This is a genomic window from uncultured Sneathiella sp. (genome assembly GCF_963976355.1).
Classification (GTDB): Bacteria; Pseudomonadota; Alphaproteobacteria; order Sneathiellales; family Sneathiellaceae; genus Sneathiella.
Window position 1 is genome coordinate 1 of the sequence record NZ_CAXBKA010000005.1, and the last position, 22,133, is coordinate 22,133.

21 protein-coding genes are annotated in these 22,133 nt (G+C 53.9%); 7 read left to right on the forward strand and 14 right to left on the reverse strand.

The window, feature by feature from the left end:
• Window positions 1–192 precede the first annotated feature (192 nt).
• The 10 genes from AAC599_RS12230 to AAC599_RS12275 all read right to left on the reverse strand — a co-directional run bounded on the left by AAC599_RS12230 (window position 193) and on the right by AAC599_RS12275 (window position 10,167).
• The gene (locus AAC599_RS12230) at window positions 193–627 is read right to left on the reverse strand and encodes an SET domain-containing protein-lysine N-methyltransferase (protein WP_340150683.1); all 435 of its coding nucleotides are present in this window, start codon (window positions 625–627) and stop codon (window positions 193–195) included.
• A gap of 135 nt (window positions 628–762) precedes the next feature.
• Window positions 763–1,209: a YaiI/YqxD family protein gene (locus AAC599_RS12235; RefSeq protein WP_340150684.1), complete on the reverse strand. Its 447-nt coding sequence runs from the start codon at window positions 1,207–1,209 to the stop codon at window positions 763–765.
• A 12-nt stretch (window positions 1,210–1,221) separates the two neighbouring features.
• Window positions 1,222–3,552 (reverse strand): xanthine dehydrogenase family protein molybdopterin-binding subunit, encoded by a 2,331-nt coding sequence (locus tag AAC599_RS12240; protein ID WP_340150685.1) that lies wholly within the window; start codon window positions 3,550–3,552, stop codon window positions 1,222–1,224.
• Between the two features lie 119 nt (window positions 3,553–3,671).
• Window positions 3,672–4,868 (reverse strand): CaiB/BaiF CoA-transferase family protein, encoded by a 1,197-nt coding sequence (locus AAC599_RS12245; RefSeq protein WP_340150686.1) that lies wholly within the window; start codon window positions 4,866–4,868, stop codon window positions 3,672–3,674.
• A 38-nt stretch (window positions 4,869–4,906) separates the two neighbouring features.
• Window positions 4,907–5,659 (reverse strand): CoA-transferase, encoded by a 753-nt coding sequence (locus tag AAC599_RS12250; RefSeq protein WP_340150688.1) that lies wholly within the window; start codon window positions 5,657–5,659, stop codon window positions 4,907–4,909.
• Window positions 5,656–6,486, reverse strand: a complete 831-nt coding sequence (locus AAC599_RS12255) for a CoA transferase (RefSeq protein ID WP_340150689.1) — start codon at window positions 6,484–6,486, stop codon at window positions 5,656–5,658. Before AAC599_RS12255 ends, AAC599_RS12250 begins: the two co-directional genes overlap by 4 nt.
• 27 nt (window positions 6,487–6,513) lie before the next feature.
• The gene (locus AAC599_RS12260; RefSeq protein ID WP_340150690.1) at window positions 6,514–7,752 is read right to left on the reverse strand and encodes an MFS transporter; all 1,239 of its coding nucleotides are present in this window, start codon (window positions 7,750–7,752) and stop codon (window positions 6,514–6,516) included.
• 109 nt (window positions 7,753–7,861) lie between these two features.
• Window positions 7,862–8,641, reverse strand: a complete 780-nt coding sequence (locus tag AAC599_RS12265) for a TIGR02186 family protein (RefSeq protein WP_340150691.1) — start codon at window positions 8,639–8,641, stop codon at window positions 7,862–7,864.
• A gap of 6 nt (window positions 8,642–8,647) precedes the next feature.
• Window positions 8,648–9,565: a sulfite exporter TauE/SafE family protein gene (locus tag AAC599_RS12270; protein ID WP_340150692.1), complete on the reverse strand. Its 918-nt coding sequence runs from the start codon at window positions 9,563–9,565 to the stop codon at window positions 8,648–8,650.
• A gap of 275 nt (window positions 9,566–9,840) precedes the next feature.
• Window positions 9,841–10,167, reverse strand: a complete 327-nt coding sequence (locus AAC599_RS12275) for a DUF962 domain-containing protein (RefSeq protein ID WP_340150693.1) — start codon at window positions 10,165–10,167, stop codon at window positions 9,841–9,843.
• A gap of 128 nt (window positions 10,168–10,295) precedes the next feature.
• On the opposite strand from AAC599_RS12275, the gene AAC599_RS12280 reads away from it, so the two are divergent.
• The 5 genes from AAC599_RS12280 (at window position 10,296) to AAC599_RS12300 (ending at window position 17,435) form a co-directional block, all read left to right on the forward strand.
• A complete protein-coding gene (locus AAC599_RS12280; protein ID WP_340150694.1) occupies window positions 10,296–10,751 on the forward strand; it encodes a MerR family DNA-binding transcriptional regulator in 456 nt (151 codons plus the stop codon).
• A 123-nt stretch (window positions 10,752–10,874) separates the two neighbouring features.
• Entirely contained in the window at window positions 10,875–12,011 is a 1,137-nt protein-coding gene (locus AAC599_RS12285; RefSeq protein WP_340150695.1) for a thiolase family protein, read from the forward strand.
• Between the two features lie 2 nt (window positions 12,012–12,013).
• On the forward strand, window positions 12,014–14,347 hold the full coding sequence (locus tag AAC599_RS12290) for a 3-hydroxyacyl-CoA dehydrogenase/enoyl-CoA hydratase family protein (protein WP_340150696.1): 2,334 nt from the start codon (window positions 12,014–12,016) through the stop codon (window positions 14,345–14,347).
• 14 nt (window positions 14,348–14,361) lie between these two features.
• The gene (locus AAC599_RS12295; RefSeq protein WP_340150697.1) at window positions 14,362–16,152 is read left to right on the forward strand and encodes an acyl-CoA dehydrogenase C-terminal domain-containing protein; all 1,791 of its coding nucleotides are present in this window, start codon (window positions 14,362–14,364) and stop codon (window positions 16,150–16,152) included.
• 146 nt (window positions 16,153–16,298) lie between these two features.
• Window positions 16,299–17,435 carry an acyl-CoA dehydrogenase family protein gene (locus tag AAC599_RS12300; protein WP_340150698.1) on the forward strand — a complete coding sequence of 379 codons (1,137 nt, stop codon included), beginning with the start codon at window positions 16,299–16,301 and terminating at the stop codon, window positions 17,433–17,435.
• A gap of 206 nt (window positions 17,436–17,641) precedes the next feature.
• Here the strand turns inward: AAC599_RS12300 and AAC599_RS12305 are convergent, their stop codons facing one another.
• Entirely contained in the window at window positions 17,642–18,586 is a 945-nt protein-coding gene (locus AAC599_RS12305) for a homocysteine S-methyltransferase family protein (protein ID WP_340150699.1), read from the reverse strand.
• A 217-nt stretch (window positions 18,587–18,803) separates the two neighbouring features.
• Here AAC599_RS12305 and AAC599_RS12310 point away from each other — a divergent pair, with 217 nt between their 5' ends.
• The gene (locus tag AAC599_RS12310) at window positions 18,804–19,421 is read left to right on the forward strand and encodes a TetR/AcrR family transcriptional regulator (RefSeq protein WP_340150700.1); all 618 of its coding nucleotides are present in this window, start codon (window positions 18,804–18,806) and stop codon (window positions 19,419–19,421) included.
• A 9-nt stretch (window positions 19,422–19,430) separates the two neighbouring features.
• On the opposite strand, the gene AAC599_RS12315 is transcribed toward AAC599_RS12310, so the two are convergent.
• The 3 genes from AAC599_RS12315 to AAC599_RS12325 are packed head-to-tail and all read right to left on the reverse strand — an operon-like array spanning window position 19,431 to window position 21,434.
• Window positions 19,431–20,333: a thioesterase family protein gene (locus AAC599_RS12315; protein WP_340150701.1), complete on the reverse strand. Its 903-nt coding sequence runs from the start codon at window positions 20,331–20,333 to the stop codon at window positions 19,431–19,433.
• The gene (locus AAC599_RS12320; protein WP_340150702.1) at window positions 20,330–20,764 is read right to left on the reverse strand and encodes a thioesterase family protein; all 435 of its coding nucleotides are present in this window, start codon (window positions 20,762–20,764) and stop codon (window positions 20,330–20,332) included. Before AAC599_RS12320 ends, AAC599_RS12315 begins: the two co-directional genes overlap by 4 nt.
• A gap of 34 nt (window positions 20,765–20,798) precedes the next feature.
• Window positions 20,799–21,434 carry a helix-turn-helix domain-containing protein gene (locus AAC599_RS12325; protein ID WP_340150703.1) on the reverse strand — a complete coding sequence of 212 codons (636 nt, stop codon included), beginning with the start codon at window positions 21,432–21,434 and terminating at the stop codon, window positions 20,799–20,801.
• Window positions 21,435–21,589: 155 nt separating this feature from the next.
• Between AAC599_RS12325 and AAC599_RS12330 the strand changes: the two genes are divergently transcribed.
• Window positions 21,590–22,114, forward strand: coding sequence for an EF-hand domain-containing protein (locus tag AAC599_RS12330; protein ID WP_340150704.1), 525 nt, complete (start codon window positions 21,590–21,592; stop codon window positions 22,112–22,114).
• The last annotated feature ends 19 nt before the right edge of the window (window positions 22,115–22,133 follow it).

Genomic DNA, 22,133 nt, shown 5'->3' on the forward strand with positions numbered 1-22,133 from the left:
CCACCCCGCAAATGCCCATATCGGGATCATTTGCAGGGTTGAAGAGGGCTGTAAGCACCTGATTCCATTGCATAAGAATTTCGAACAAAGCGTTCGAACTTTCTTCGCTTAGGTGCGCCATTTCCCCAAAAAATTTGATGCTCAAAGCTGTTGCCGCCAAGCATATATCTTGGCGGCTGCGGCATGTGTTGTTTAATTGGCGCCGTGTGCATTCCCGTTGTTAAGGCTCCGGGCGGCGAATTCGGCGACGAGGGAGGGGAGAAGTTCAAACTCCGGATCAAACTCACGATAATCGCAAAGCAGTTCTTCGCCTTCCGAGATATCGCGTGTGGCATACCCCTCCGTAATCTTGGTGAAATTCGTGTTCGGCTCCTCAGAATGGTTCATCAGCCGGCCGTTATCGACCTCGATAACCAGCATGCCCGGCTCGTCATGGGCCGGATAGGCATATTTTCGAAGGAACTCCTGAATTACCGGAGAGGCTGTTGACAGCATTTCCGCCGGGACAAGCCGGTCGAAGCTGGGCTGATACTGCCAGATCAGGGTGCCTTTCCTGATTTTTTCCGCCGCGAATACACCAACTCCTTCAACGGCGCTGGGCGCCGCATAAGTGCGAACTAACATCATTATGAATGATCTCCAACCGGACTGGGGGACGGTAGCCCCGCTCAACGAACGGCTCGTCGGCAATCAAATTAAGTAGCGAGAATGCGCGAATATACAAGTGGAAAATATGTTTTGGGGGTAGGGAGCAGAAACCGTTTACTTCCGCAATTTTTGCAGCGTGTTTTCCAGTACATTCAGGAACCGGCTGCGGTCTTTTTTACTGAAGGGCGGGGCGCCGCCAGTAATGTCGCCAGTTTCCCGAAGATGGGCATTCAGATCGCGCATTGCGAGGGACATGCCGATCGATTGCCCGGTAAAGGCCTTGCCGGAAGGGCCAAGCACAACAGCGGATTTCTTGAGGGCTCTGTCCGCCAGCGGAATATCCGAGGTTATGACCACATCATCGCAAGCCAAATTTTCGGCAATCCAGTTATCCGCCGCATCGAAGCCGTCATCGACAACGATCTGCTCAATGAGAGGGCTCTGCGGAATACGCATCCAGCTGTTGCTGACGACGAAGGTCATCAGCCGGTGCCGCCCGGCAACGCGATAAACTTCTTCCTTTACCGGGCAGGCATCCGCATCAATGAAGATTCTTGTCAAACTCTCGGGTTTCTAGCTTGCCATCCGGATGGCATCCCAGACCTTCTGCGGCGTCGCCGGCATATCGATATGCCGGACCCCGATTTCCTGAAGCGCATCGATGATCCCGTTGATGATCGCCGGCGGTGCGGCAATACAGCCTGCCTCTCCGCAGCCTTTTACGCCCATGGGGTTCATGGTGCAGGGAACCTCGATTGTTTCATAAAGGAGATCGACCGGGACATGATCGGCACGCGGCATGCCATAGTCCATGAAGGAACCGGTCAGAAGCTGTCCGTCATCACTATAGACTGTATGTTCCGTGAGGGCCTGGCCAATGCCCTGGCCCACGCCACCGATCACCTGGTTGCGGACCAGCGCCGGGTTTACGATAGTTCCGAAGTCATCGACGATGACATAGCGGACGACATCGGTTTCGCCGGTCAGTTCGTCAACCTCGACTTCGGCAATATGGCAGCCGTTGGGATAGGTAAAGGCCTCTACGGTGAAGCTGGCTTCGGAATCGAGGCCCTCTGCGAGGTTTTCTGGCAGCTGGCCAAGGCCGCGCGCGCGGTGGGCGAGTTCCAGTATCCCAATTTTGCGGTCTGTCCCGGCAATCGCAAATTCTCCATGCTCGGCGGAAAATTCGATGTCCACTGCTGCCGTCTCCAGAAAATGACCGGCAAGTTCCTTGCCTTTATTAATTACTTCGTCGCTTGCGGCATGAATGGCCGGTCCCTGTGTCGTCAGGGAACGGGAACCGCCCGTGCCACCGCCAGTCTTGATCTTGTCCGTATCCCCCTGAATTACATCGACATTCTCAAACGGAACGCCAAGCCGCTCGGCCACGATCTGGGCATAAGCTGTGGAATGTCCCTGTCCCGTCGATTGGGTGCCGACGGCGAGCGTGACCCGATTGTCTTCGACGAAACGGATGGTGGCATTCTCGGTCGGATTGCCTGCTGTCGCCTCGATAAAGTAGCACATGCCGATCCCGCGGCGCTTGCCGTTCTCTGCCGATTTTGCCTTACGGGCTGAAAAATCGGCCCAGCCGGAGGTTTCAAGCGCGCGGTTCATGACCCGCTCGAACTCGCCGCTGTCATAGACGCAGCCGGTTGCTGTCTTATAGGGGATGGCGGCCACGGGGATAAAATTCTTGCGGCGGATTTCATCCTGTCCGATGCCGAATTCCCGTGCGGCCTTGTCCATCAGCCGTTCGATAATATAGATTGCTTCCGGCCGTCCGGCGCCGCGGTAGGCATCAACCGGCACTGTGTTGGTGAAAACACCTGTGCAATGGTAGTAGAAATCGGGGATGTCATAAACGCCCGGCATGACCTTTACGGCGGCCATGGTCGGAATCATCGGCCCGAATGTCGAGAAATAGGCGCCCAGATTGGCGTTTGTTTCCACCATCATGCCGGTAATTTTATGGTCGGCATCAAACGCAAGTTTGGCGTGGGTCACATGATCGCGCCCTTGCGTATCGGAGAGGAACGCGTCGCTTCTCTCGCCCATCCATTTAATCGGACGCCTAAGCTTGCGTGATGCCCAGACTGTCGCGGCACATTCAGAATAAAAGAAGAGCTTCATTCCGAAGGCTCCGCCGACATCCGGGGTAATCACACGAATTTTTTCCTCGGGCACGTGCAGTATGGAATTGGCGAGCAGGGAGCGGAGGACCCAGCCGCCCTGTGTGCCCATACGGATCGTCATTTTCTCGTCCGCGGCGTCCCAATCCGCGATCAGACCGCGCGGTTCCATCGAATTCACGACAACCCGATTGTTGATCAAGTCGATTTCGGTAACATGGGCTGCATTGCTCATGACATCGTTGATATTCTTCTCGTCTCCCTGCGCCCAATCGAATGCCACGTTATTCGCAACGCCGTCATGAACCAGCGGCTGTCCGTCTTCATTTGCGGTTTTCGTATCAACAACGACATCCAGCTCTTCGAAATCGAACATGATCAGCTCTGATGCATTCTTGGCTTCTGCGAGGCTCTCGGCAACGATATAGGCAATATTGTCTCCCGCATATCGGACCTTATCGGTCGCGAGAACAGGATGCCCGGGATCAGGGCGGTCACTGCCGTCCCGGTTCTTGAGCGGGATCATGCAGGGAAGCTGGTTCGCCTTGTCCGCTTCCAGTTCGGTGCCAAGGATAATATCGACCACTCCGGGGGCCGCGCGGGCATCATCAACGTCAATCGACAAAATCTTTGCATGGGCCACGGGGGAGCGCAGCATATATCCGTACAGCTGGCCTTCCAGCGTGATATCGTCCGTGTACTCGCCTGATCCGGTAATGAGACGAAAATCTTCCTTGCGTTCAACCGACTGATTTACACCGAATTTGACCATTATATTCGTTCCTCTTTTTATTGAGGCGGCAGGGTCGGCCGCAGTTTCTATGAACATACTATCAGAAGGACAGTGGGTGACTTCAAGTCCTGATTTTGAATCTAGGGATTATGACGCCGCTATTTCGGTTGCTCCCACATGACCTTATCGCGGATAAAGCTCTCGATCTCGCCATCGTCAAAGCCATGTTCCTTGAGGATCTGGCGTCCCTGTGCACCAAAGGCCGGCGGGGCGGTTTTTGCGGATCCCGGTGTGCGACTCAGTTTTACGGCAACGCCGGTTCCTGAGTATCCGTCCATCTCGACCACCATGTTGCGGTGACGGGTATGCGGATGGTTGAGAGCCTCCGGCACGGACATGGCGGCGCCTGCGGGCACACCGGCAGCCAGAAGCCTCGTTGCAACCTCGACACCATCTGTATCGGCAAAGAGCTTTAAAAGCGCCTCATTCAAATCCAGGCGGTTGGCTACTCTAAGGGAATTGTCCGCGAAGCGCGGATCATTGGCAAGTTCCGGTTCGCCGAGAGCGGCACAGAGCTTCGTGAACTGACCATGATTACCAACCCCGAGAAATACCGGTGTTGTCCGCGTCGGATAAAGATCATAGGGCGCGATGTTGGGATGGGAATTTCCCGTCAGCTTTGGGGCATTGCCGGACATAAGGTAATTGGGCGCATGCGGATGCTGAAGCTGGATGCCGGTATCGTAGAGAGAAGCCTCAACCGACTGTCCTTTCCCGGAGACATGCCGCTCGTTCACTGCCATCAGGATACCGATGGTGGCATTCATGCCGGTGCCGAGATCGACCAGCGGTATGCCGATGCGAACCTGGCCTGATTCCGGCGATCCATTAACGCTGATAAGCCCCGCCCAGGCCTGAATAACGGCGTCATAGCCGGGATACCCGCCAAAGGGTCCGTCTGCCCCGAAGCCCGTCACACGGCAATGGATCAGGCGTGGAAACTTCTTTGACAGAACCTCTTCATACCCGAGGCCCCATTTTTCAAGGCTGCCCGTCTTGAAATTTTCGATCAGAACATCCGCATCTTCCAGCAGCTTGAGCAGGATTTTCTTTCCTTCCTCTGACCGGATATCGAGCGCGATGGAGCGTTTGTTCCGGTTCGTTCCGGAAAAATAGGCGGCCAGCCCGTCTTCGTTGTAAGGCGGGCCCCAACCCCTTGTCTCGTCACCTTGCGGCGGTTCGATCTTGATGACATCTGCCCCATGATCGCCCAGCATCTGCGTGCAGAAGGGACCGCCCAGGACACGGGATAGATCGATTACTTTCAAGCCCGAAAGGGCGCCTTTGCTTGACATGGTTGTCCCTGATTATTTCTTGTTACGTTTTTGATTAGCTATTTTACGGGTTCCGGCTTCGAAGTCACTGGAAATATGGACGCGGAGAAATTCGGATAAACTTCAGCAACGGTCCGGCTGACATCCATTTCCAGCCGTTTTAACAGCTGCGGATCCGGCGGTGGCGTTACGGGCGTTGCCTCCTCATAATCAAATGCGAATCCGGTGTTATCAAGGATGTCTTCCAATGAACTGCCGGAATGGATCGATTGCAGCGAAAACCTTCTTTTCTCCTGGTTGAACCTGAAAAAGGCCTTACTGGTGATCAGGCCATAGGGGCCGCCTTTGCGGTATGTTTTCTCGTCGGAGACGCCGGGCGCACTGATAAAGTCCACCTTCTCAACCAATGTACGCCGTGTGTGTTCCTCACGGAAGAGAATGACCTTCGGGATCAGGAAATAAAGATAGGCGGAACCGAAGGTTCCGGGCCATCTCGGAGTGGACGTCGGATAGGGCCCGCGGCCCATCAGATTGATGTTTGCTTCCCCATCAATTTGTCCGCCGCCCAGGAAAAAGGCATCAATCCGTCCTTGCGCGGCACAATCGAACAGCTCGCCACCGCCGCCCGTGAAAAAGTTATTTGCGACAGATCCCAGAATATTGACATGACGCGGCGATCCCCAGGCAGCTTTAGCGAGAAGCGCCGCGGCGCCCGGGATAGGAGAGGCCGCACCGACGGCCACATGGTTGCAATCGCGCAGGAGACCGGCGATCAGGCATATCAACGCCTTTTTTTCATCCGCGACGGTCATGCCATCACACTTTCACCAAAGATATAACGCTCCAGATATTCTTTAAATCCGGCATCACTTGCGGCCATTTTCATATATTCGTCTATATGCGCATCGTCTACCTTCGCGCCGTTCCAGAAAGGGAGGGGCCAGCTTCCGTTTGGCGCATAGCAAATCTTCCCGACATAAAGCGCGGGCAGGACACCTGCGGCCATTTCCTCAGTTTCGAAAAGGCTTGTTTCGCGTATTTCATCTACTGTAACGAAGGCGGCTTTTGAGGCATGGGACATATTCACGAGTTCACGTTTCCGGCCAAGCCAGACATTTCCATCCCGATCGGCAAGTGGTGCATGAAAAAGCGCGATGTCGGGCTGTATGGCCGGTATGGCGACGATCGGGTCTTCGCTCTCGGAGAACGGGTTCTGGATGACTTTCCAGCCCGGATGATGTTTCAGCACATCGCTTCCCAATATTCCGCGGAGCGGCATGAAAGGGATACCTTTTTGTGATGCCTGTAGCCCGGCGTGAATCGCGGGACATGTCGCGTCAATCAGGCGGATAGTTCCCTCCCGTACGGCTTTGGTAAAGCGCGGGGCAGGGCCATATTCTCCCAATGTCAGCGCGGAGCTTTCCAGGGTAGCAACACATCTGGCCCCAATCAGAAGCTCGGCCTGCAAACCACTTGTAGGGACGCCGACCAGATGCAGGTTCTTTGCCTTGCGGCGTATTAACGCCCGTGTCGCCGCCATAGAGACGCCTGCATAATCCGCTGGAATGGCAAGCTTGGCGCCATCCGGGATGGCGCTTGCGAAGTCATCAATTGAAAGATCGCTATATTCGGCGGGCATGTTCTTGTTCCTTACCTTCCGTCCCCATTATGTTTGTGATCGTATCCCTCGTACAAGGAAAAATGGGCTTGATCCTAGAAGAAGGCAAATAATTGAATAAGAGAAAATCACGTCATAGCTTCCGGTCAGGTCATAAAGTAGGCCGGAGAAGAACGATCCGCTCGCCATGCCGAGACCGCCCCCGACCGAGATGCTGCCGTAAATGGCGCCGAAACTGCGGCCACCAAAAAGCCGCGATGCAATAGAGCCGATCATCGGTCCGCGGGATCCCATGGAAAGCCCGAAGCAGATAATGAAACCGTACAAAGGCAGGATGTGATCTGAGCGATCCAGCAACCAGATGAAAATGACAGCCGATATGGTAATGACGTAGCTAAGCATGGCCGTCTTGAAGAGGCCGATCTTGAGAGCGAGATATCCGGCTCCCAACATCCCGACAGGTATCAGGAGGCCTGTCAGACCGAAATTAACCGAGGCCTCGATCGGGGTGAATCCTATCTCAATCAGATACGTGACGGCCTGTATTACCACAGCGAACATTCCGTTCCCTGTGAAAAAGAAGACTGACCCCAGACCCCAGAAAGAAGCAGTGCGTACTGCTTTGGAGACGGTCCAGTCAATTTCGGGCGCCTCCATATCCTTGCTGGCCTTGGGGCGGGAGAGTTCCTTGCTGCCCGCAGAGATGAACCGCCACGGCAGGAAGACAATTAAAACCAGAACGCCAAAGACGCAAAAGCCCAGTAAAAGTTCCGCCTGCCGCCAGCCATAACTTTCTATGAATATCTGCGAAAGAGAGAGGCCGAGCAATGTTCCAGCCCCCATTGAGGAGTAGATAATGGCGAGTGCCAGGGGGATTTGCGCCCTGAACCAGCGGCTGGCGAGGGCTGCATTCGTTACATTCCCGCAACAGGAGGCGGAAAAGCCAATGAGCAGGCTGATGCTGAAGTAAAAATGCCAGATGTTGGTGGCGAAACTTGCCAGAACCAGACCAATACCGGCAGAGACAATTCCAAGCCCATAAACATTTCGGGGTCCCAGGCGGTCAAAAAGAATACCAACGATGGGACCTGTCAGGCCGGTTATCACCCCGCCCGCCGAATAGATCGATGCAATAGTACCTCGCGGCCAGTTAAACTCGTCACTGAAAGGAGACACAAGGTTCGGAAAATTCTCGAATGCGAACTTTCCAACCATTCCCATAATAAAGCACAGGACAAGCACGCCTAATGCAACCGGGACAAACTCTGTTTTTCTGGCCTGGGTCAAATACCCCGCTCCGTTCTTATTATTTTGCCGGAAAAGAAAAGGCGAACGCCCGTTTTCCTGATGGTAGACCACCTAGCGTAAAAATTAAACGCTCTTTTATCGTGCGCGGTTAGTCTTTTCGGAAAACCGCCGACGCCAGCCAACCAGCAAATAGCGCGACAATGATCGCGGCAATACCGTATAGCGCGGGATAGTCATAGGCAAAATCGAATATTGTCCGGCCAAGCCCCGATTTCTTGATAAAGAGGGGAGAGGATTGCGCGCTCATCAGCTCACCATCCTTAAAAAGATAGAATTCCGCGATGTAATCACCAACGGGAACATTGGCAGGAATTGCTATTGTTGTTCTAAATAATGTATCGCCGAGAAAATAGACGGCTGCCGTTTGATCTGAATAAAGGTCTTCACGAGATTTCTGACGGACGATGGCTTCCTCAAAAGGAAGGCTGACATTCGCTGGCTCATTCGCACGGAACCGCAATCGGGATGGACCCAGGCGCAAGCGGCTGAGCACGTCCGGCGGTGCAATTTCCTCAACGGGCCGATTGCTTGCGAGGGCATAAAAGCTGGGGACGCGTGAAAACTCGACTGCATCTGTATTAATCCATATCCCGGCCACTCTGTCCTTCCGTCGCACGATGATATTTTTTTCCGGACCCCGCACAACGACCAGAACATCCCCCTGACCTTGCCCGATATCGTCATCATCATATTTGATGGCGCCGAAGAGAAGCAGTTCCGTGCCGGTGAAATCAGAGGTGACGGAAATCAAGTGCGATGAAATGTCGGTCACAAGCGAAGACTGCGCCCGGGCTGGCTCATTTGCCATTAAACAGGCGCTACAGATTGCTGTAATGGAAAGGGCCAGGTTGCGAAGGGCAAGCGTCATCGCTTCCTATTTCCCTCCGTAGCCGAGGGAATATAAATCATCGGGCGTAATCACCAAATCGAACGCCAGTTTGAGGCACACAATTAGGACAATCAGGGCCAACAGTATACGAAGCTGCTCACCGCGGAGTTTGGTTACCATTCTAGTGCCGATTTGGGCGCCAACAACCGAGCTACTCATAAGCAGGAGGGCGAGCATGATGTCGACCGTCTGCGTGGTGATGGAATGAAGCAGCGTCACATTCATGGTGACAAAAATAATCTGGAACAATGACGTGCCGATCACAACGGACGTCGGCATCCCTAGAAGATAAATCATGGCGGGAACCACCACAAATCCGCCCCCAACGCCCATGATGCTCGAGAGAATGCCAACAAGAGCCCCAAGACCGAGCGGCATAAGTGCGCTGATATAGAGTTTGGATTTGCGGAACCGCATTTTAAACGGCAGGCCGTGGATCCAGTAGTGCTGATGCAGCTTTTTCCGCCGAACGTTTCCTTTTCGGGTATTGATCATCGCCTTCGCGCTTTCAGCAAACATCAACGCTCCAATTGTTCCGAGAAAGATCACGTAAGACAAAGAAATCATCAGGTCGACCTGGCCGATCGACGTAAGCAATGTAAATATCCAGGTGCCGATCAGCGTTCCGACAATGCCGCCGACAAGCATGATCGTACCCATCTTAAAATCGACATTTCCGCGTCTCCAATGGGCAAGAACACCTGAAACGCTGGTCGCTGTAATCTGATTGGCCACAGAAGCAACGGAAACAGCGGGAGGGATGCCGACAAATATCAATAGTGGGGTCATTAAGAAACCTCCACCGACGCCAAACATACCTGACAAAAAACCCACCAAACCGCCCATGCCCAAAATCAAAAACAGATTGACTGAAATTTCGGCAATGGGCAGATAAACAGTCATTCGACAGCTTTGGCCTTCTATATTTATGTAATTCGAACGGGGAGTGACACCGATTGCTCAGGCTATACATGAAAAGGCGGGGGAATGGAAGGGGAAGGGCGGAAAAGTTCCGGGCATTTTTAATAATTTTCCAGCCATATTTTAAGGCATTTGCTCGTGATCTTCAAATGCTTGATTAATATATTTTCTATACTCTCATTAATAGCATTTTACGACAGTTATAAGGTTGCTGCTAATAACATAGTGGACATACGGGGATGTGCGGTTCTTTCGAACTAAATGCCGGCTTTTTTCAGTTCCTCAGGGAGCTTGCCGCACAGCCAGTAAAAATACATTCTAAAATCACTATAGAGGGACCAGAATGGATAGGTGAAGGTCGCGGGCCGGTTCTTCTCAATAAAAAAATGAGCGATCCATGCGGGGCCGTATCCGGATACCAGAGCAAGCAGGATCAGCCATGGTTGTTGAAATATGATTGCGGCTATCAGGCTGGCGAGGGCGAGTGTGGTTCCCAGATAATGCAGCTGACGTCCGGCAGGTTCCGAATGTTCCCGTAAATAATAGGGCCAAAACTCTTCATATGTTGCAATCTTGTCCGCCATTTATTGTGCCTCCCACTATTCTTATGTATTAGATATAGCAGAAAATCCTCCTTCCCACCCAGATTTGAGGTCGCCCCTCTCAAGGGTTGACGTTTACGTAAACGTCAACTATATTCACAGCAGGGATAATGATTGGGAAACAGATGAACGCCAACACGAAAATCGACAAGGACGATCGGGTCCAGTTCTCTATCACGGAACTTGCCGAGGAATTCGGCGTAACCTCCCGGACGATCCGCTTTTATGAGGATAAGGGCCTTGTAAATCCTGAGAGGGAAGGCACAACCCGCATATATTCGAGGAAAGACCGCGGACGCCTGAAGATAATCCTCCGCGGACGCCGCCTCGGCTTCAGCCTTCAGGATATCAAGAAAATGCTGGATATGTACTCGCCAAAAGGCGAGCCGACGGGCCAGCTGACCTTCACGCTGCAAAAATGCGAAGAACAGCTCGAAAAGCTGATCGCGCAGCGTACAGACATCAACGAAGCCATTAGCGAGCTCGAAGATGGGATCGCCCAGCTCCGGGAGCATCTGGCATCAAGCGACAGTGCCGCTGACGGCTGCAAGAAGACCATCGCGTAAAATCATCAGTTCGTATGTTTGGCAGACTCTCAATCGTCAAATTCTGACGCTATATACTGAGTAACAAAAAATGACCGGAAACGGGCCGGTCAAGTTGCATTAATCTGAAAGGATATCGAGACAATGAAGAACGTCGTAATTGCCGGTTATGCACGCTCCCCCTTCACACTCGCAAACAAAGGGGAAATGATCAAAATCCGCCCCGATGAACTGACGGGTCAGGTCGTTAGGGGCCTTCTTGAAAAGACGGGTGTTAATAAGGAAGACATAGAAGATGTGATCATTGGCTGTGCATTCCCGGAGGCTGAACAGGGCCTGAACGTCGCCCGTATCGTCAGCTTCCTCGCGGGACTTCCCCAAACAGCGGCGGCGGCAACAGTCAACCGCTTTTGCGGTTCTTCCATGCAGTCAATTCATATGGCGGCAGGAGCCATCCAGATGGGCGCAGGTGAGGTCTTTATCTGTGGCGGCATCGAGAGCATGACTCGCGTACCCATGGGCGGTTTCAATCCAGCGCCGCATCCCGGTCTCTATAAATCCTATCCGGAGGCTTATGTCTCCATGGGGATCACAGCGGAAAATCTCGCTAAGAAATATAATATCTCCCGTCAGGAGCAGGAGGAAATGGCCGTTGAAAGCCATGCCCGTGCCGCAGCTGCGCGCGAGGCAGGTAAATTCAATGACGAGATTATTCCGATTGTCGATGGCAATACCCGCGTCGAGCAGGATGGATGCATTCGTCCCGAAACAACGATGGAAACCCTTGCGGGATTGAAACCGGCGTTTGATGAGAACGGAACCGTGACGGCGGCGACCTCTTCTCCGCTGACGGACGGAGCGTCGGCAACGCTGGTCTGCTCGGAAGAATATGCGGATGCCAATGGGCTCAAGAAAATTGCACGGATCAAGTCGATTGCCGTTGCCGGTTGCGCGCCGGAACTCATGGGTATCGGGCCCGTTCCCGCCACCAAGAAAGCGCTGGAACGTGCGGGTGTCACCCTTGATGACATTGATATCATTGAGCTGAATGAGGCCTTTGCCGCTCAGGCTCTTGCGGTTCTGAAAGAATCCGGTATGGACTTCAAGAAGACCAACCTAGACGGCGGCGCCATTGCGCTTGGTCATCCGATGGGGGCAACCGGCGCCCGGATCACCGGCAAGGTGGCCAGCCTGCTGCAGCGTGAAGGTAAGGCGCTGGGTCTGGCAACGCAATGTATCGGCGGTGGTCAGGGCATCGCGACGGTTCTGGAGGCCTGCTAATCATGGCTATTGAAAAAGTTGCCGTTATCGGCGCCGGTGTCATGGGCGCGGCGATTGCCGCCCATGTTGCCAATGCGGGCGTTCCGGTCGTGTTGCTGGACATCGTCCCGAAGGATGCCAAGAACCGGAATATGCTGGCCGAAGGTGCGGTTGCGACCATGCTGAAAGCCAAGCCTGCGCCCTTTATGCATAAAAAGAATGCACGGCTGGTCACGACTGGAAATCTTGAAGACAACCTCGATCTTGTTGCCGATTGCGACTGGATCTGCGAGGCGATTATCGAGAATACGGGCCTCAAGCAGGATCTTTACAAGCGTCTTGATGGTGTGCGGAAAGAAGGCTCGGTTGTTACGTCCAACACCTCCACCATTCCGCTCAAAACGCTGATGGAGGGGATGCCGGAAAGCCTGCAAAAGGATTTCGCCATCACCCATTTCTTCAACCCGCCGCGCTATATGCGACTGTTTGAGCTGGTGGGCGGCAACCATACGCGAAAAGAGGCGCTGGAAGAGTTGCGCATCTTCGCGGATATCTCGCTCGGCAAGGAAGTTGTCGATTGTTACGATACGCCGGGTTTTGTCGGCAACCGGATCGGGATTTACTGGTCCTCTGTCGCGACACGTTCCGCCTATGATCTTGGCCTCACGGTTGAGGAGGCCGATGCTGTCTGCGGCAAGCCCATGGGGATTCCCTCTACCGGGATTTTCGGCCTCGGCGACCTGACCGGTATCGATTTGGGACCGAAGGTGATTGCTTCCATGCTCGAGGAACTGCCATCGAGCGATGTTTTCTCGCAGGAGTATGATGAAAACCATCCACTGGTGGCGATGACCGCGAAGATGATTGAAGAAGGCTACACCGGCCGTAAGAGCAAGGGTGGCTTTTATCGCATCAACAAGGAGGGTGGCAAACGCGTTAAGGAAGCCCGAAACCTTAAGACCGGTGAATATGCCAAGGCGCAGAAGCCGCAACTTGGCTCCGTCAAGGCGGCGAAGAAGGGCCTGCGGGCTCTTGTCGAGTATGACGACAAGGGCGGGCAATATGCCTGGGCGATCCTTTCGAAGACGATTTCCTATGCCGCATCGCTGGTGGGCGAAATTGCCGATGACATCATAGCGATCGATACGGCGATGAAGACCGGCTATGCCTGGAAATATGGTCCGTTTGAACAGCTTGATCAGCTTGGCAATCAGTACTTCATCGACCGGCTGGAAGCCGAAGGATTGCCGGTACCGGAATTCCTCAGAAAAGTTGGCGATCGCCCGCTCTACAAGGAAGAGGGCAAGGATGCTTACTTTATGACCGTTGACGGCGAGTATGCGGTCGTTCCCATGGCCGAAGGCGCCTGGATGCTCGCCGATATCAAGCGCGGGAATGAGCCAGTCGCGTCAAACAAGGGCGCCAGTATCTGGGATCTGGGTGATGGCGTTGCCTGCCTTGAACTCCACACAAAGATGAATTCCATCGATCAGGATGTGGTCGCCATGCTTCAGGAAGCGGGCAAGATCGACAGGAAAGGCTTCAAGGCGCTGGTTATCGGCAACGACTCGGATAATTTCTCCGTCGGCGCCAACGTTGGTCTTGCGCTTTTTGCCGCCAATGCGGCGATGTGGCCGGTAATCGAAAATTCGATCTCTGAAGGTCAGAACGCGCTGATGAAGCTAAAATATGCGCCCTTCCCCGTGGTGGCGGCACCGGCCGGTATGGCCCTCGGTGGAGGCTGCGAGATTGTTCTTGCTGCCGGTGCGGTTCAGGCCCATGCGGAGAGCTATATGGGGCTTGTGGAGGTCGGTGTCGGCGTTATCCCCGGCTTCGGCGGCTGCAAGGAGTTGGTCCTCCGGGCAATGATGAACAAGAAGCGCCCGGGCGGTGCGATGCCCGCCCTTTCCGGCGTGTTCGAGGCCATTTCCACCGCCAAGGTTGCGACCAGCGCGGCGGAAGCACGAGATATGATGATCCTGCGCGAAGGTGACCGGGTGACCATGAACCGTCGGCGCGTTCTTGCCGATGCGAAGAAGCGCGCCCTTGAAATGGTTGAGGGTTATGCCGCACCTGAACCGGTGGAAGTCAACCTTCCCGGTGCAACGGCGGCGGCGGCCTTCGATATGGCAGTCTCCGGTTTTGTGACCATGGGCAAGGCCACGGCCTATGACGGCGTGGTCAGCGAGCAGGTTGCTCGTGTCCTCACAGGCGGGGATACGGATATCACCCAGCCGGTCACGGAAAAGAAACTGCTAGAACTAGAACGGGAAGGGTTCATGACCCTCATCCATAACCACAAAACACTTGACCGGATCGAGCATATGCTCACCACCGGCAAACCGCTCAGGAATTAGAAGGGAGTTTCGAGATGCCTGTTTATAACGCACCGGTAAAAGACTTCAAATTTGTTCTCAACGACCTTCTGGGTCTCGACAAGATGACCAATATGCCGGGGTTCGAGGATGCAACGCCGGATATGATTGATGCGATCCTCGAAGAGGGCGGCAAGCTAATGAGCGAGGTAATCCAGCCACTCAATCAGGTCGGTGACAAGGAAGGCTGCACCTGGAAGGACGGGGAAGTCACAACCCCGACCGGCTTCAAGGAAGCCTATGATGAGTATCGCAGCGCCGGATGGATGGGCCTCGACGCCGATCCGGAATATGGGGGGCAAGGCCTCCCCCATGTCGTCGGGATTGCCTTCGCGGAGATGATGAGCGCGGCGAACATGGCGTTCGGCATGTATCCGGGTCTCACGCACGGTGCCTATGCGGCCATTCACAAACATGGCACGGATGAGCAGAAGCAGACTTGGCTTCCGAAAATGGTTACCGGCGACTGGACCGGCACCATGAACCTGACCGAACCGCATTGCGGCACGGACCTTGGTCTTATGCGTACCAAGGCGGTGCCGCAGGACGACGGCAGCTATAAAATCACCGGCACAAAGATATTTATCTCCGCCGGTGAGCATGACATGGCGGATAATATCGTCCATCTGGTGCTCGCGAAAATTCCGGGTGGACCGGAGGGGATCAAGGGCGTCTCCCTCTTTATCGTGCCGAAGTTCCTGCTGGACGCTGAGGGTAACCCGGCGACACGTAACGGCGTTGCCTGCGGCTCGATTGAGCATAAGATGGGCATTCACGGTAACTCCACCTGCGTCATGAATTATGAGGATGCGACTGGCTGGCTACTGGGCGATGCGCATAAGGGCATGCGCGCCATGTTCACCATGATGAATGCCGCACGTCTTGGCGTCGGTATTCAGGGGTTGAGCCAGGCGGAAGTCGCCTATCAGAATGCGGTGATCTACGCAAAAGACAGGCTGCAGGGCCGGTCTATTTCTGGCGTCAAGGCGCCGGACAAACCCGCTGATCCCATCATCGTGCATCCGGATATCCGCCGGAATCTGCTGATGATCCGCGCCTTCACGGAGGGAGCACGCGCTCTCGGTCTTTGGGCGGGGCTCCAGGTTGACATGGTGGAAAAACATCCCGAAGAAGACGGTCGCCGTGCCGCGGATGAGGCACTCTCTCTCCTCACACCGGTAATCAAGGCCTATTTCACCGATATGGGATTCGAGCTCGCCGCGACCGCCATGCAGTGCTATGGCGGCCATGGCTATATCCATGAATGGGGTATGGAGCAGTTTGTTCGCGATGCCCGCATTACCCAGATCTATGAAGGTGCGAATGGCATTCAGGCCCTCGACCTCGTCGGCCGGAAGCTGCCGCAGAATATGGGCCGGAATCTTCGCCAGTTCTTCCATCCGGTGGATGCCTTCATTCAGGAAAATATGATGGATCCGGAGCAGAAGGAATTCATTCTGCCGCTCGCAAAAGCTTTCGCAAAACTGCAGCAGGGTACGGCGCTTCTCGGCGAAAAGGGGATGAAAAACCCGGATGAGGCCGGGGCGGCTTCGACGGAATATCTTCGGATGTTCGGCCTTGTCGCGCTTGGTTTCATGTGGGCGCAGATGGCGAAGATCGCAAAGGCGAAGCTGGCGGAAGGAACGGACGATCCCGACTTCTACAAGACCAAGCTGGTGACGGCGCGGTTCTTTTTTGAGCGGATGATCCCGGATGTTTCCTCCCTCCTTGTGAAGATGAGCGCGGGGTCGAAAACCATGATGGCACTCGACGCAGAGGCGTTCTAGAAAATGCACGAGTAAGATGAAAGGCGGGCTTTTTTGCTCGCCTTTTTTTGTGGAGAAAAGCTCCATAAAGGACTAAACTCATGCAAAATTGACAAATTGTCAATTTCATGGGAATCGCACAAATCATAAGAAACAAGGGTGGCGAAATGATTGAACGATCTATTTTTGACGAAGAGCATAATATCTTTCGGGAGACGGTCCGCCGTTTCTATGAAGAACATATCATTCCCCATCACAGCCAGTGGGAAAAGGATGGTCAGGTCAGCCGTGACGCTTGGCTGGAGGCCGGCAAGCAAGGACTTCTGTGTATGCCGATACCGGAGGAGTATGGCGGGCTCGGCGCAGACAAGCTCTATAGCATTATCATGATGGAGGAGCAGGCCCGCGCCGGAACGACCGGGCCGGGATTCGGCCTGCATTCGGAAATCGTCGGCCCTTATATACTGCACTACGGAACCGAAGAGCAGAAAAAGAAGTATCTTCCCAAAATGGCGCGCGGCGAGATGATCGGTGCCATCGCCATGACGGAGCCGGGCGCGGGCTCGGATCTTCAGGGCGTCAAGACACGCGCGGTCAAGGACGGCGATGATTATATCATCAATGGGTCAAAGACCTTCATCACCAACGGTTATATGAGCGACCTTGTCATTGTCGTGACAAAGACGGATCCGTCCGCGGGCGCCAAAGGGACGACACTTTTCCTCGTTGAGGCAGGGACCCCGGGCTTTGATAAAGGGCGCAATCTCGACAAGCTGGGCTTGAAGGCACAGGATACGGCTGAGCTGTTCTTCGACGATGTGCGCGTGCCCGCGAGCAATATGCTAGGCGGTGAGGGCAAAGGTTTCTTCTGCCTGATGCAGGAACTCGCCTGGGAGCGGCTGCAGATCGCCATTGGCGCGACCGCGACCATGGAGGCGGTCCTGGAAGAGACGATCGAGTATACGAAAGAGCGTAGTGCTTTTGGTCAGAATATCATTCAGTTCCAGAATTCCCGCTTTAAGCTCGCGGAGCAGAAGACCCAGGTGCAGATTGCCCGAGTGTTTGTCGACAAATGCATTGAGGAATTGCTGAAAGGCAAGCTGGATGTTGCCACCGCTGCCATGGCGAAATACTGGACCTCCGATCTGGAGAACAAAGTGATTGACGAATGCCTGCAGCTTCACGGCGGATATGGCTTTATGTGGGAATATCGGGTTGCCCGTTCTTATGCCGATGCGCGCGTTCAGCGCATATATGGCGGCACGAACGAGATCATGAAGGAGCTTATCGCCAGAGAATTATAAGCGGGACGATGCTCGCCCATAAATGAGAATACCGCGCAGAGCGTTTGCAGCTGGGGCGTCCGCTGTGATTTGCTGGCACATAAGGCGGGTTTATCAGTGTTTCATGTGAAACATTTGGTTGTGCCCAGTCATATCTGAAATGCATCGTTCTATACCTGTTCGGTTCCGGGCGCCCTGATGAGAGGCGCCCGGTGCTATTTTGCTCGTCAGTGAAAATGCCGATGCGCTGCTGCGACATGCCGATGATCTGTGCCGCAGCATCCGCCAACGACCGAGAGGTTCGGCAGATACTGAGCGAGATCGGCGTGATGTTCGCCAAACTCGGCCGGATTGCCATCGTCAAGCTCTTCTGCTTCGTCGAGTTCAGCATGGCTGAGAGCCGAGGCGTTGGCCCTCAGACCGCCAATGCGACTGCGCCAGCTTCCGCCCGATCTCAAAACATCCCCGAAATGCGTTGTATGGGCGCAATTGATCATGTAGTAGGCGGGGCTGTTGCCGCTTGAGTCATCTGTCTTGCGGATCGCCTCTTCCAGCGTTTCACCGGTCGGAAGCTTGCCATCCGTTTCGACAGTAAAGGAGATGACAGTCGGGATGCCGAGTTCCGCTCCTACCTGCGCGATACCAATAGCTTCGTTGATATAGTTGATGGTAACGGCAGTGATCATGTCTGCGCCTGCCTCAACGAATGAGGTGATTTGAGCACGGTGGTAGGCCGCAGCCTCCTCCGCGGACATGATATGTGCCGGATTATAGCCGTCACCGCGCGGACCGATGACGCCATTGATGACGCAGTTCGTCGCCTCTGTCTCATGGGCGGCACGGATGTCCTGCAGCAGTTCAACGGATCCCCGGTTTACTGCATCGAGGGCTTCCGGACTGTAGCCGAGAAGGTGGCCCCAATCCTGGCTCGCGCGCCATGTCGGTGTATCAAGGACGATCCCTGTGCCGTTTTCCTTGGCAATACCGATATATTTCAGAAGGTAGTCTTCGATCGCCTGCTTTCCTTTAACGGTACGCATCAGGTTGAAGGCGGCGAAGTATGGCAGGTCAAACCCTTCCAGAAACAATAGGGTTGTCTCCAGACCGCCATCGGTCAGGAATATATTGCCCGCAATTTGCGGGAGGTGGTCTCTGTATTTAGCGTGTGTCATAGTTATTCTCCCATCTGTTTGGATGACGGGAAAATATGTTTTGAGGTCTTTAGAGACTAGTGTCCTCGTGGTACAGCAGGTGTTGTCAAAAAATATCGTTTCTATTTCAACAGGTTGAAGTATTTCAATCGACCTCGAATAGTGCTAGAATTATCATCTTCCCCACCGTACTGTACCGGGGGTACAGTACCTCCGGTACCGAAAACGCGGGTATGTGATGAAAAAAGGCGCGGAAACAAGAGAACGGTTGCTGACAATCGCTGAATCGGCAATTCTGGCGAAAGGCTTCGGTGCGACTTCAATCGAGGAACTGATCACAGAAGCAGAAATTACCAAGAGCGGGTTCTTCTATCATTTCAGAGATAAGACGGAACTCGCCCGGGCGCTGGTTATTCGCTATCTTGAGCATGATGAGGTGCTTCTCAATGATCTGTTCACCCGTGCCCGGGAACTGAATGAAGACCCGTTGCATGCCCTGTTGATCGGTCTGAAACTGATGGCGGAAATGATGGCGGACTTGCCGGAAGGGCATCCGGGCTGCCTCGTTGCGACAATTTGCTATCAGGAACGATTGTTTGACCGCGACATTCACGAGTTGACCCGCAATGGCGCTCTTGCCTGGCGTGAGAGATTTGTCGCAATGCTGGAGGAAATCAGCGAGATGTATCCGCCGAATGATGACGTCAACCTGGAGGAAGTGGCCGACCTGATTTCCACAATCGTTGAAGGCGGCATCATTATGTCAAAGGCCTTGAAGGAGCCGGAAAAACTCGCGGCGCAGGTGATGTTGCTCCGGTCCTACATCAAGCTGTTGTTTAGCCCCCGTTTGGCCTGATACCGCAAGCTAGAACTGGGCTGAAAGCCATTTTTCTTTCGGGTAGTTAGTGAACTCTTCAGGCAGGGCAACGGATTTCCGTAAACTCATGTCAAAGTAACAGCCGACAACCGTTGTCGTCACCGCAATGTTACCTGAATTCAGATCGACAAGGTTGTGGCCGAAGCGGAATATCTTTCGTTCTGCCGATATGAGGCCGCTTTTGAGGACAATCGGCGCCGACATCTTCATCGGGGCATGAAATTCCGTGTAATAATCAAGGGCCGCTGAGCCAAGATTGCGCCGCTTGATTTCCTCGCGCGTGAGGCCGACCGCACCGATGATATGAGTGGCGGCGTCGGAAAAATAGCCGACGACATGGCGCATCTCTATATGATTAAACTGATCGCATTCCCAGACATTGACGGAGGCGCGACTGCTTTCAAACATATGATCAACGACCGTGCTCGGCATCAGGGAGCCTGAAAAGGGTGCAGGCCGGTAAATTTCCGGATGCTCGTCACTCAAAGCTTCGGCCGCATCCCGGAGGTCAGCCGGCAGGGGAAGCGCTTCATCGCTAATAAAATCGGTATAGGCAGCTGTGAATTCGAGCACGGCAGACAGTCTGTCGAAGGCCGTGTCATAGAGATGAATAAACCCGTGAAGGGTATCGCCGACGACCTCGCGTACACCGCACAGGCCGTGCAGCGCGGAACCGGCATGGACTTCCGCCTTGAACTGGATACGCACGGACTTGAAACGCAGACCTTTCTTTTCTTCCCGGATACGAACGGGACTAAGGCCAAGCGCATTCTGAAAATGGCCAAATGCCTCGGTGCCGCGGGACATATAAAACTGAACGTTCATATGTCTCATCTGATCACATTCCCAGGCATTTACATTGCCGCGATAACAGGCGATCAGTTTGCTCATGTCGCGGCCTCCTGTGAAATCATGAAGTTTTCGATATTCGCGCGCATCTCCGATGTCAGGGGAACGGCCTTGCGCAAGGAAACATCCATATAGGCGGCCGTCATTTCATTGGTCATGACGGTTTCACCTGTCGCGCTGTTGATGAGTTTGTTATGCAGTGTCAGGGTCTTGTTGGTCGTTTTCAGGATGCCTGTTTCCATATGGAGAATATCGCCCGCCATCAGTTCGCCCAGGAAGTCGATTTCCTGACGGACGGAGACAAGCGCCTTTTTCCCGCCTTTTATATCTTTGGCCGGAATGCCGATCATATAGCTCATGCTCCAGATCGCATGGCTGACCCGGGCGGCGTAAAACTGGATATTCATATGGCCGAGAAAATTGCATTCGCTCGCGAGTACCTGCCCGCGATAGGTCTCAGCATAACCACTCATGAAAGGGGAGCTCCTGTCTGCACGATCATTGTTGTTATTCTTGTTTCGTATTTCTTAATAGCATCCGTTTCCCGTATCGGTCGACCATTTCTTGCGGTTGCTGGTTCAAAAGCGCAAGCCGGCCCCCGTTTTCCAGCATAAGCAGCCCCAGCAGGAAGGCGACAAAGTCAATCGTTTCTTCCTGCGCCGCTGTTGCTGAAGTCTCACCGGACTGGTGCAAGCCGTTGGCGAGCAGGCCCATCAGTGCAAGCAGTCTGCTATTCAGTGTTGCGCTCGCCTGGGAGGGGATTTGCGTGGATTCATTGCCAAGGCCGGACAGGACAAGCAGCATGAGCTGCCTTTCCTCCGGATGATCCTGAAAATACTCGATGAAGAGCAGGAACGGGCTTTGCGCCAGTTTTTTTGAATGGCCGGAGGCACCGGTGTTCCGTAATTGTCGGGTCAGATCGCCAAGGATGACGGAGAGTAACTCATACTGGATTTCCTCCTTCGTGCGGAAATAGGCATAGGCGGCGCCAAGCGAATATCCCGCTTCCTCGGCAATATCCCGCATATTGAGACCCTCCATCCCGCGGGCATCAAACAGGCGCTTCGCCGCGCCCAGTATATGCTGGCGCTTGAAGGCCCTGAGACGGTCTCCGCGTGTCTTCTGCTTGTCTGTTGTCGCCATGATGCTTCCTTTGAAGAAACGATGTGCATAAAAATGAACAATGTTCAATATATTTTGTCGATTTGCATGAAATACTTTTTTCAGATTTTTGCGACGGAACGGTCGGCGCCGCATCGTTGAATGGATAAGTCACTAAAATGGAGGAGACTTATCACATGAAGCGTAAAATTATCGTTGGATCCCTGATTGCCGCCCTGACTGTTCCTGTTCTTGCAATTGCAGCGACGGATGGCGATGGAAAAGCTCATCATAAAGGCGGCATGTTCGAGCGTCTGGACACGAATGGTGACGGCGAACTGACTTTTGAGGAAATGACGGCGAAATCGACCGAGCGTTTCAGCAAGCTGGACGAGGATGGCAACGGCACAATCAGTATCGAGGAAATGACCGTTCGCAAGAAAGTATTCTTCGACAAGCTTGATACGGATGGTAACGGTTCGATGAGCATGGAAGAAGCTAAGGCGTTTCGCCACAAGATGCATGAAAACCGAAAAGAACGCCATAGCGCGCGTCTTCTGGAGTTACTGGATGCCGATGGCAACGGAATGGTTTCCAGTGATGAATTCGAGGCAGCCTCGGCCAAGCGATTTGAAGCTGCCGACAGTAATGGTGATGGCGTTCTGTCCGCAGACGAGCTGTCGAACCTGCGGCCCAAGAAAGGTGGCATGAAGAAAGGCTGACTATCGAGCCGGAATACAA

Excerpts from the sequence above, each read along its gene's own strand:
- AAC599_RS12280 (WP_340150694.1), top strand. The coding sequence starts at position 10,296 with ATGATTGGGAAACAGATGAACGCCAACACGAAAATCGACAAGGACGAT.
- AAC599_RS12310 (WP_340150700.1), top strand. The coding sequence starts at position 18,804 with ATGAAAAAAGGCGCGGAAACAAGAGAACGGTTGCTGACAATCGCTGAA.
- AAC599_RS12320 (WP_340150702.1), bottom strand. The coding sequence starts at position 20,764 with ATGAGTGGTTATGCTGAGACCTATCGCGGGCAGGTACTCGCGAGCGAA.
- AAC599_RS12285 (WP_340150695.1), top strand. The coding sequence starts at position 10,875 with ATGAAGAACGTCGTAATTGCCGGTTATGCACGCTCCCCCTTCACACTC.
- AAC599_RS12315 (WP_340150701.1), bottom strand. The coding sequence starts at position 20,333 with ATGAGCAAACTGATCGCCTGTTATCGCGGCAATGTAAATGCCTGGGAA.
- AAC599_RS12270 (WP_340150692.1), bottom strand. The coding sequence starts at position 9,565 with ATGACTGTTTATCTGCCCATTGCCGAAATTTCAGTCAATCTGTTTTTG.
- AAC599_RS12330 (WP_340150704.1), top strand. The coding sequence starts at position 21,590 with ATGAAGCGTAAAATTATCGTTGGATCCCTGATTGCCGCCCTGACTGTT.
- AAC599_RS12290 (WP_340150696.1), top strand. The coding sequence starts at position 12,014 with ATGGCTATTGAAAAAGTTGCCGTTATCGGCGCCGGTGTCATGGGCGCG.
- AAC599_RS12240 (WP_340150685.1), bottom strand. The coding sequence starts at position 3,552 with ATGGTCAAATTCGGTGTAAATCAGTCGGTTGAACGCAAGGAAGATTTT.
- AAC599_RS12295 (WP_340150697.1), top strand. The coding sequence starts at position 14,362 with ATGCCTGTTTATAACGCACCGGTAAAAGACTTCAAATTTGTTCTCAAC.
- AAC599_RS12265 (WP_340150691.1), bottom strand. The coding sequence starts at position 8,641 with ATGACGCTTGCCCTTCGCAACCTGGCCCTTTCCATTACAGCAATCTGT.
- AAC599_RS12325 (WP_340150703.1), bottom strand. The coding sequence starts at position 21,434 with ATGGCGACAACAGACAAGCAGAAGACACGCGGAGACCGTCTCAGGGCC.
- AAC599_RS12250 (WP_340150688.1), bottom strand. The coding sequence starts at position 5,659 with ATGACCGTCGCGGATGAAAAAAAGGCGTTGATATGCCTGATCGCCGGT.
- AAC599_RS12230 (WP_340150683.1), bottom strand. The coding sequence starts at position 627 with ATGATGTTAGTTCGCACTTATGCGGCGCCCAGCGCCGTTGAAGGAGTT.
- AAC599_RS12305 (WP_340150699.1), bottom strand. The coding sequence starts at position 18,586 with ATGACACACGCTAAATACAGAGACCACCTCCCGCAAATTGCGGGCAAT.
- AAC599_RS12300 (WP_340150698.1), top strand. The coding sequence starts at position 16,299 with ATGATTGAACGATCTATTTTTGACGAAGAGCATAATATCTTTCGGGAG.
- AAC599_RS12255 (WP_340150689.1), bottom strand. The coding sequence starts at position 6,486 with ATGCCCGCCGAATATAGCGATCTTTCAATTGATGACTTCGCAAGCGCC.
- AAC599_RS12245 (WP_340150686.1), bottom strand. The coding sequence starts at position 4,868 with ATGTCAAGCAAAGGCGCCCTTTCGGGCTTGAAAGTAATCGATCTATCC.
- AAC599_RS12275 (WP_340150693.1), bottom strand. The coding sequence starts at position 10,167 with ATGGCGGACAAGATTGCAACATATGAAGAGTTTTGGCCCTATTATTTA.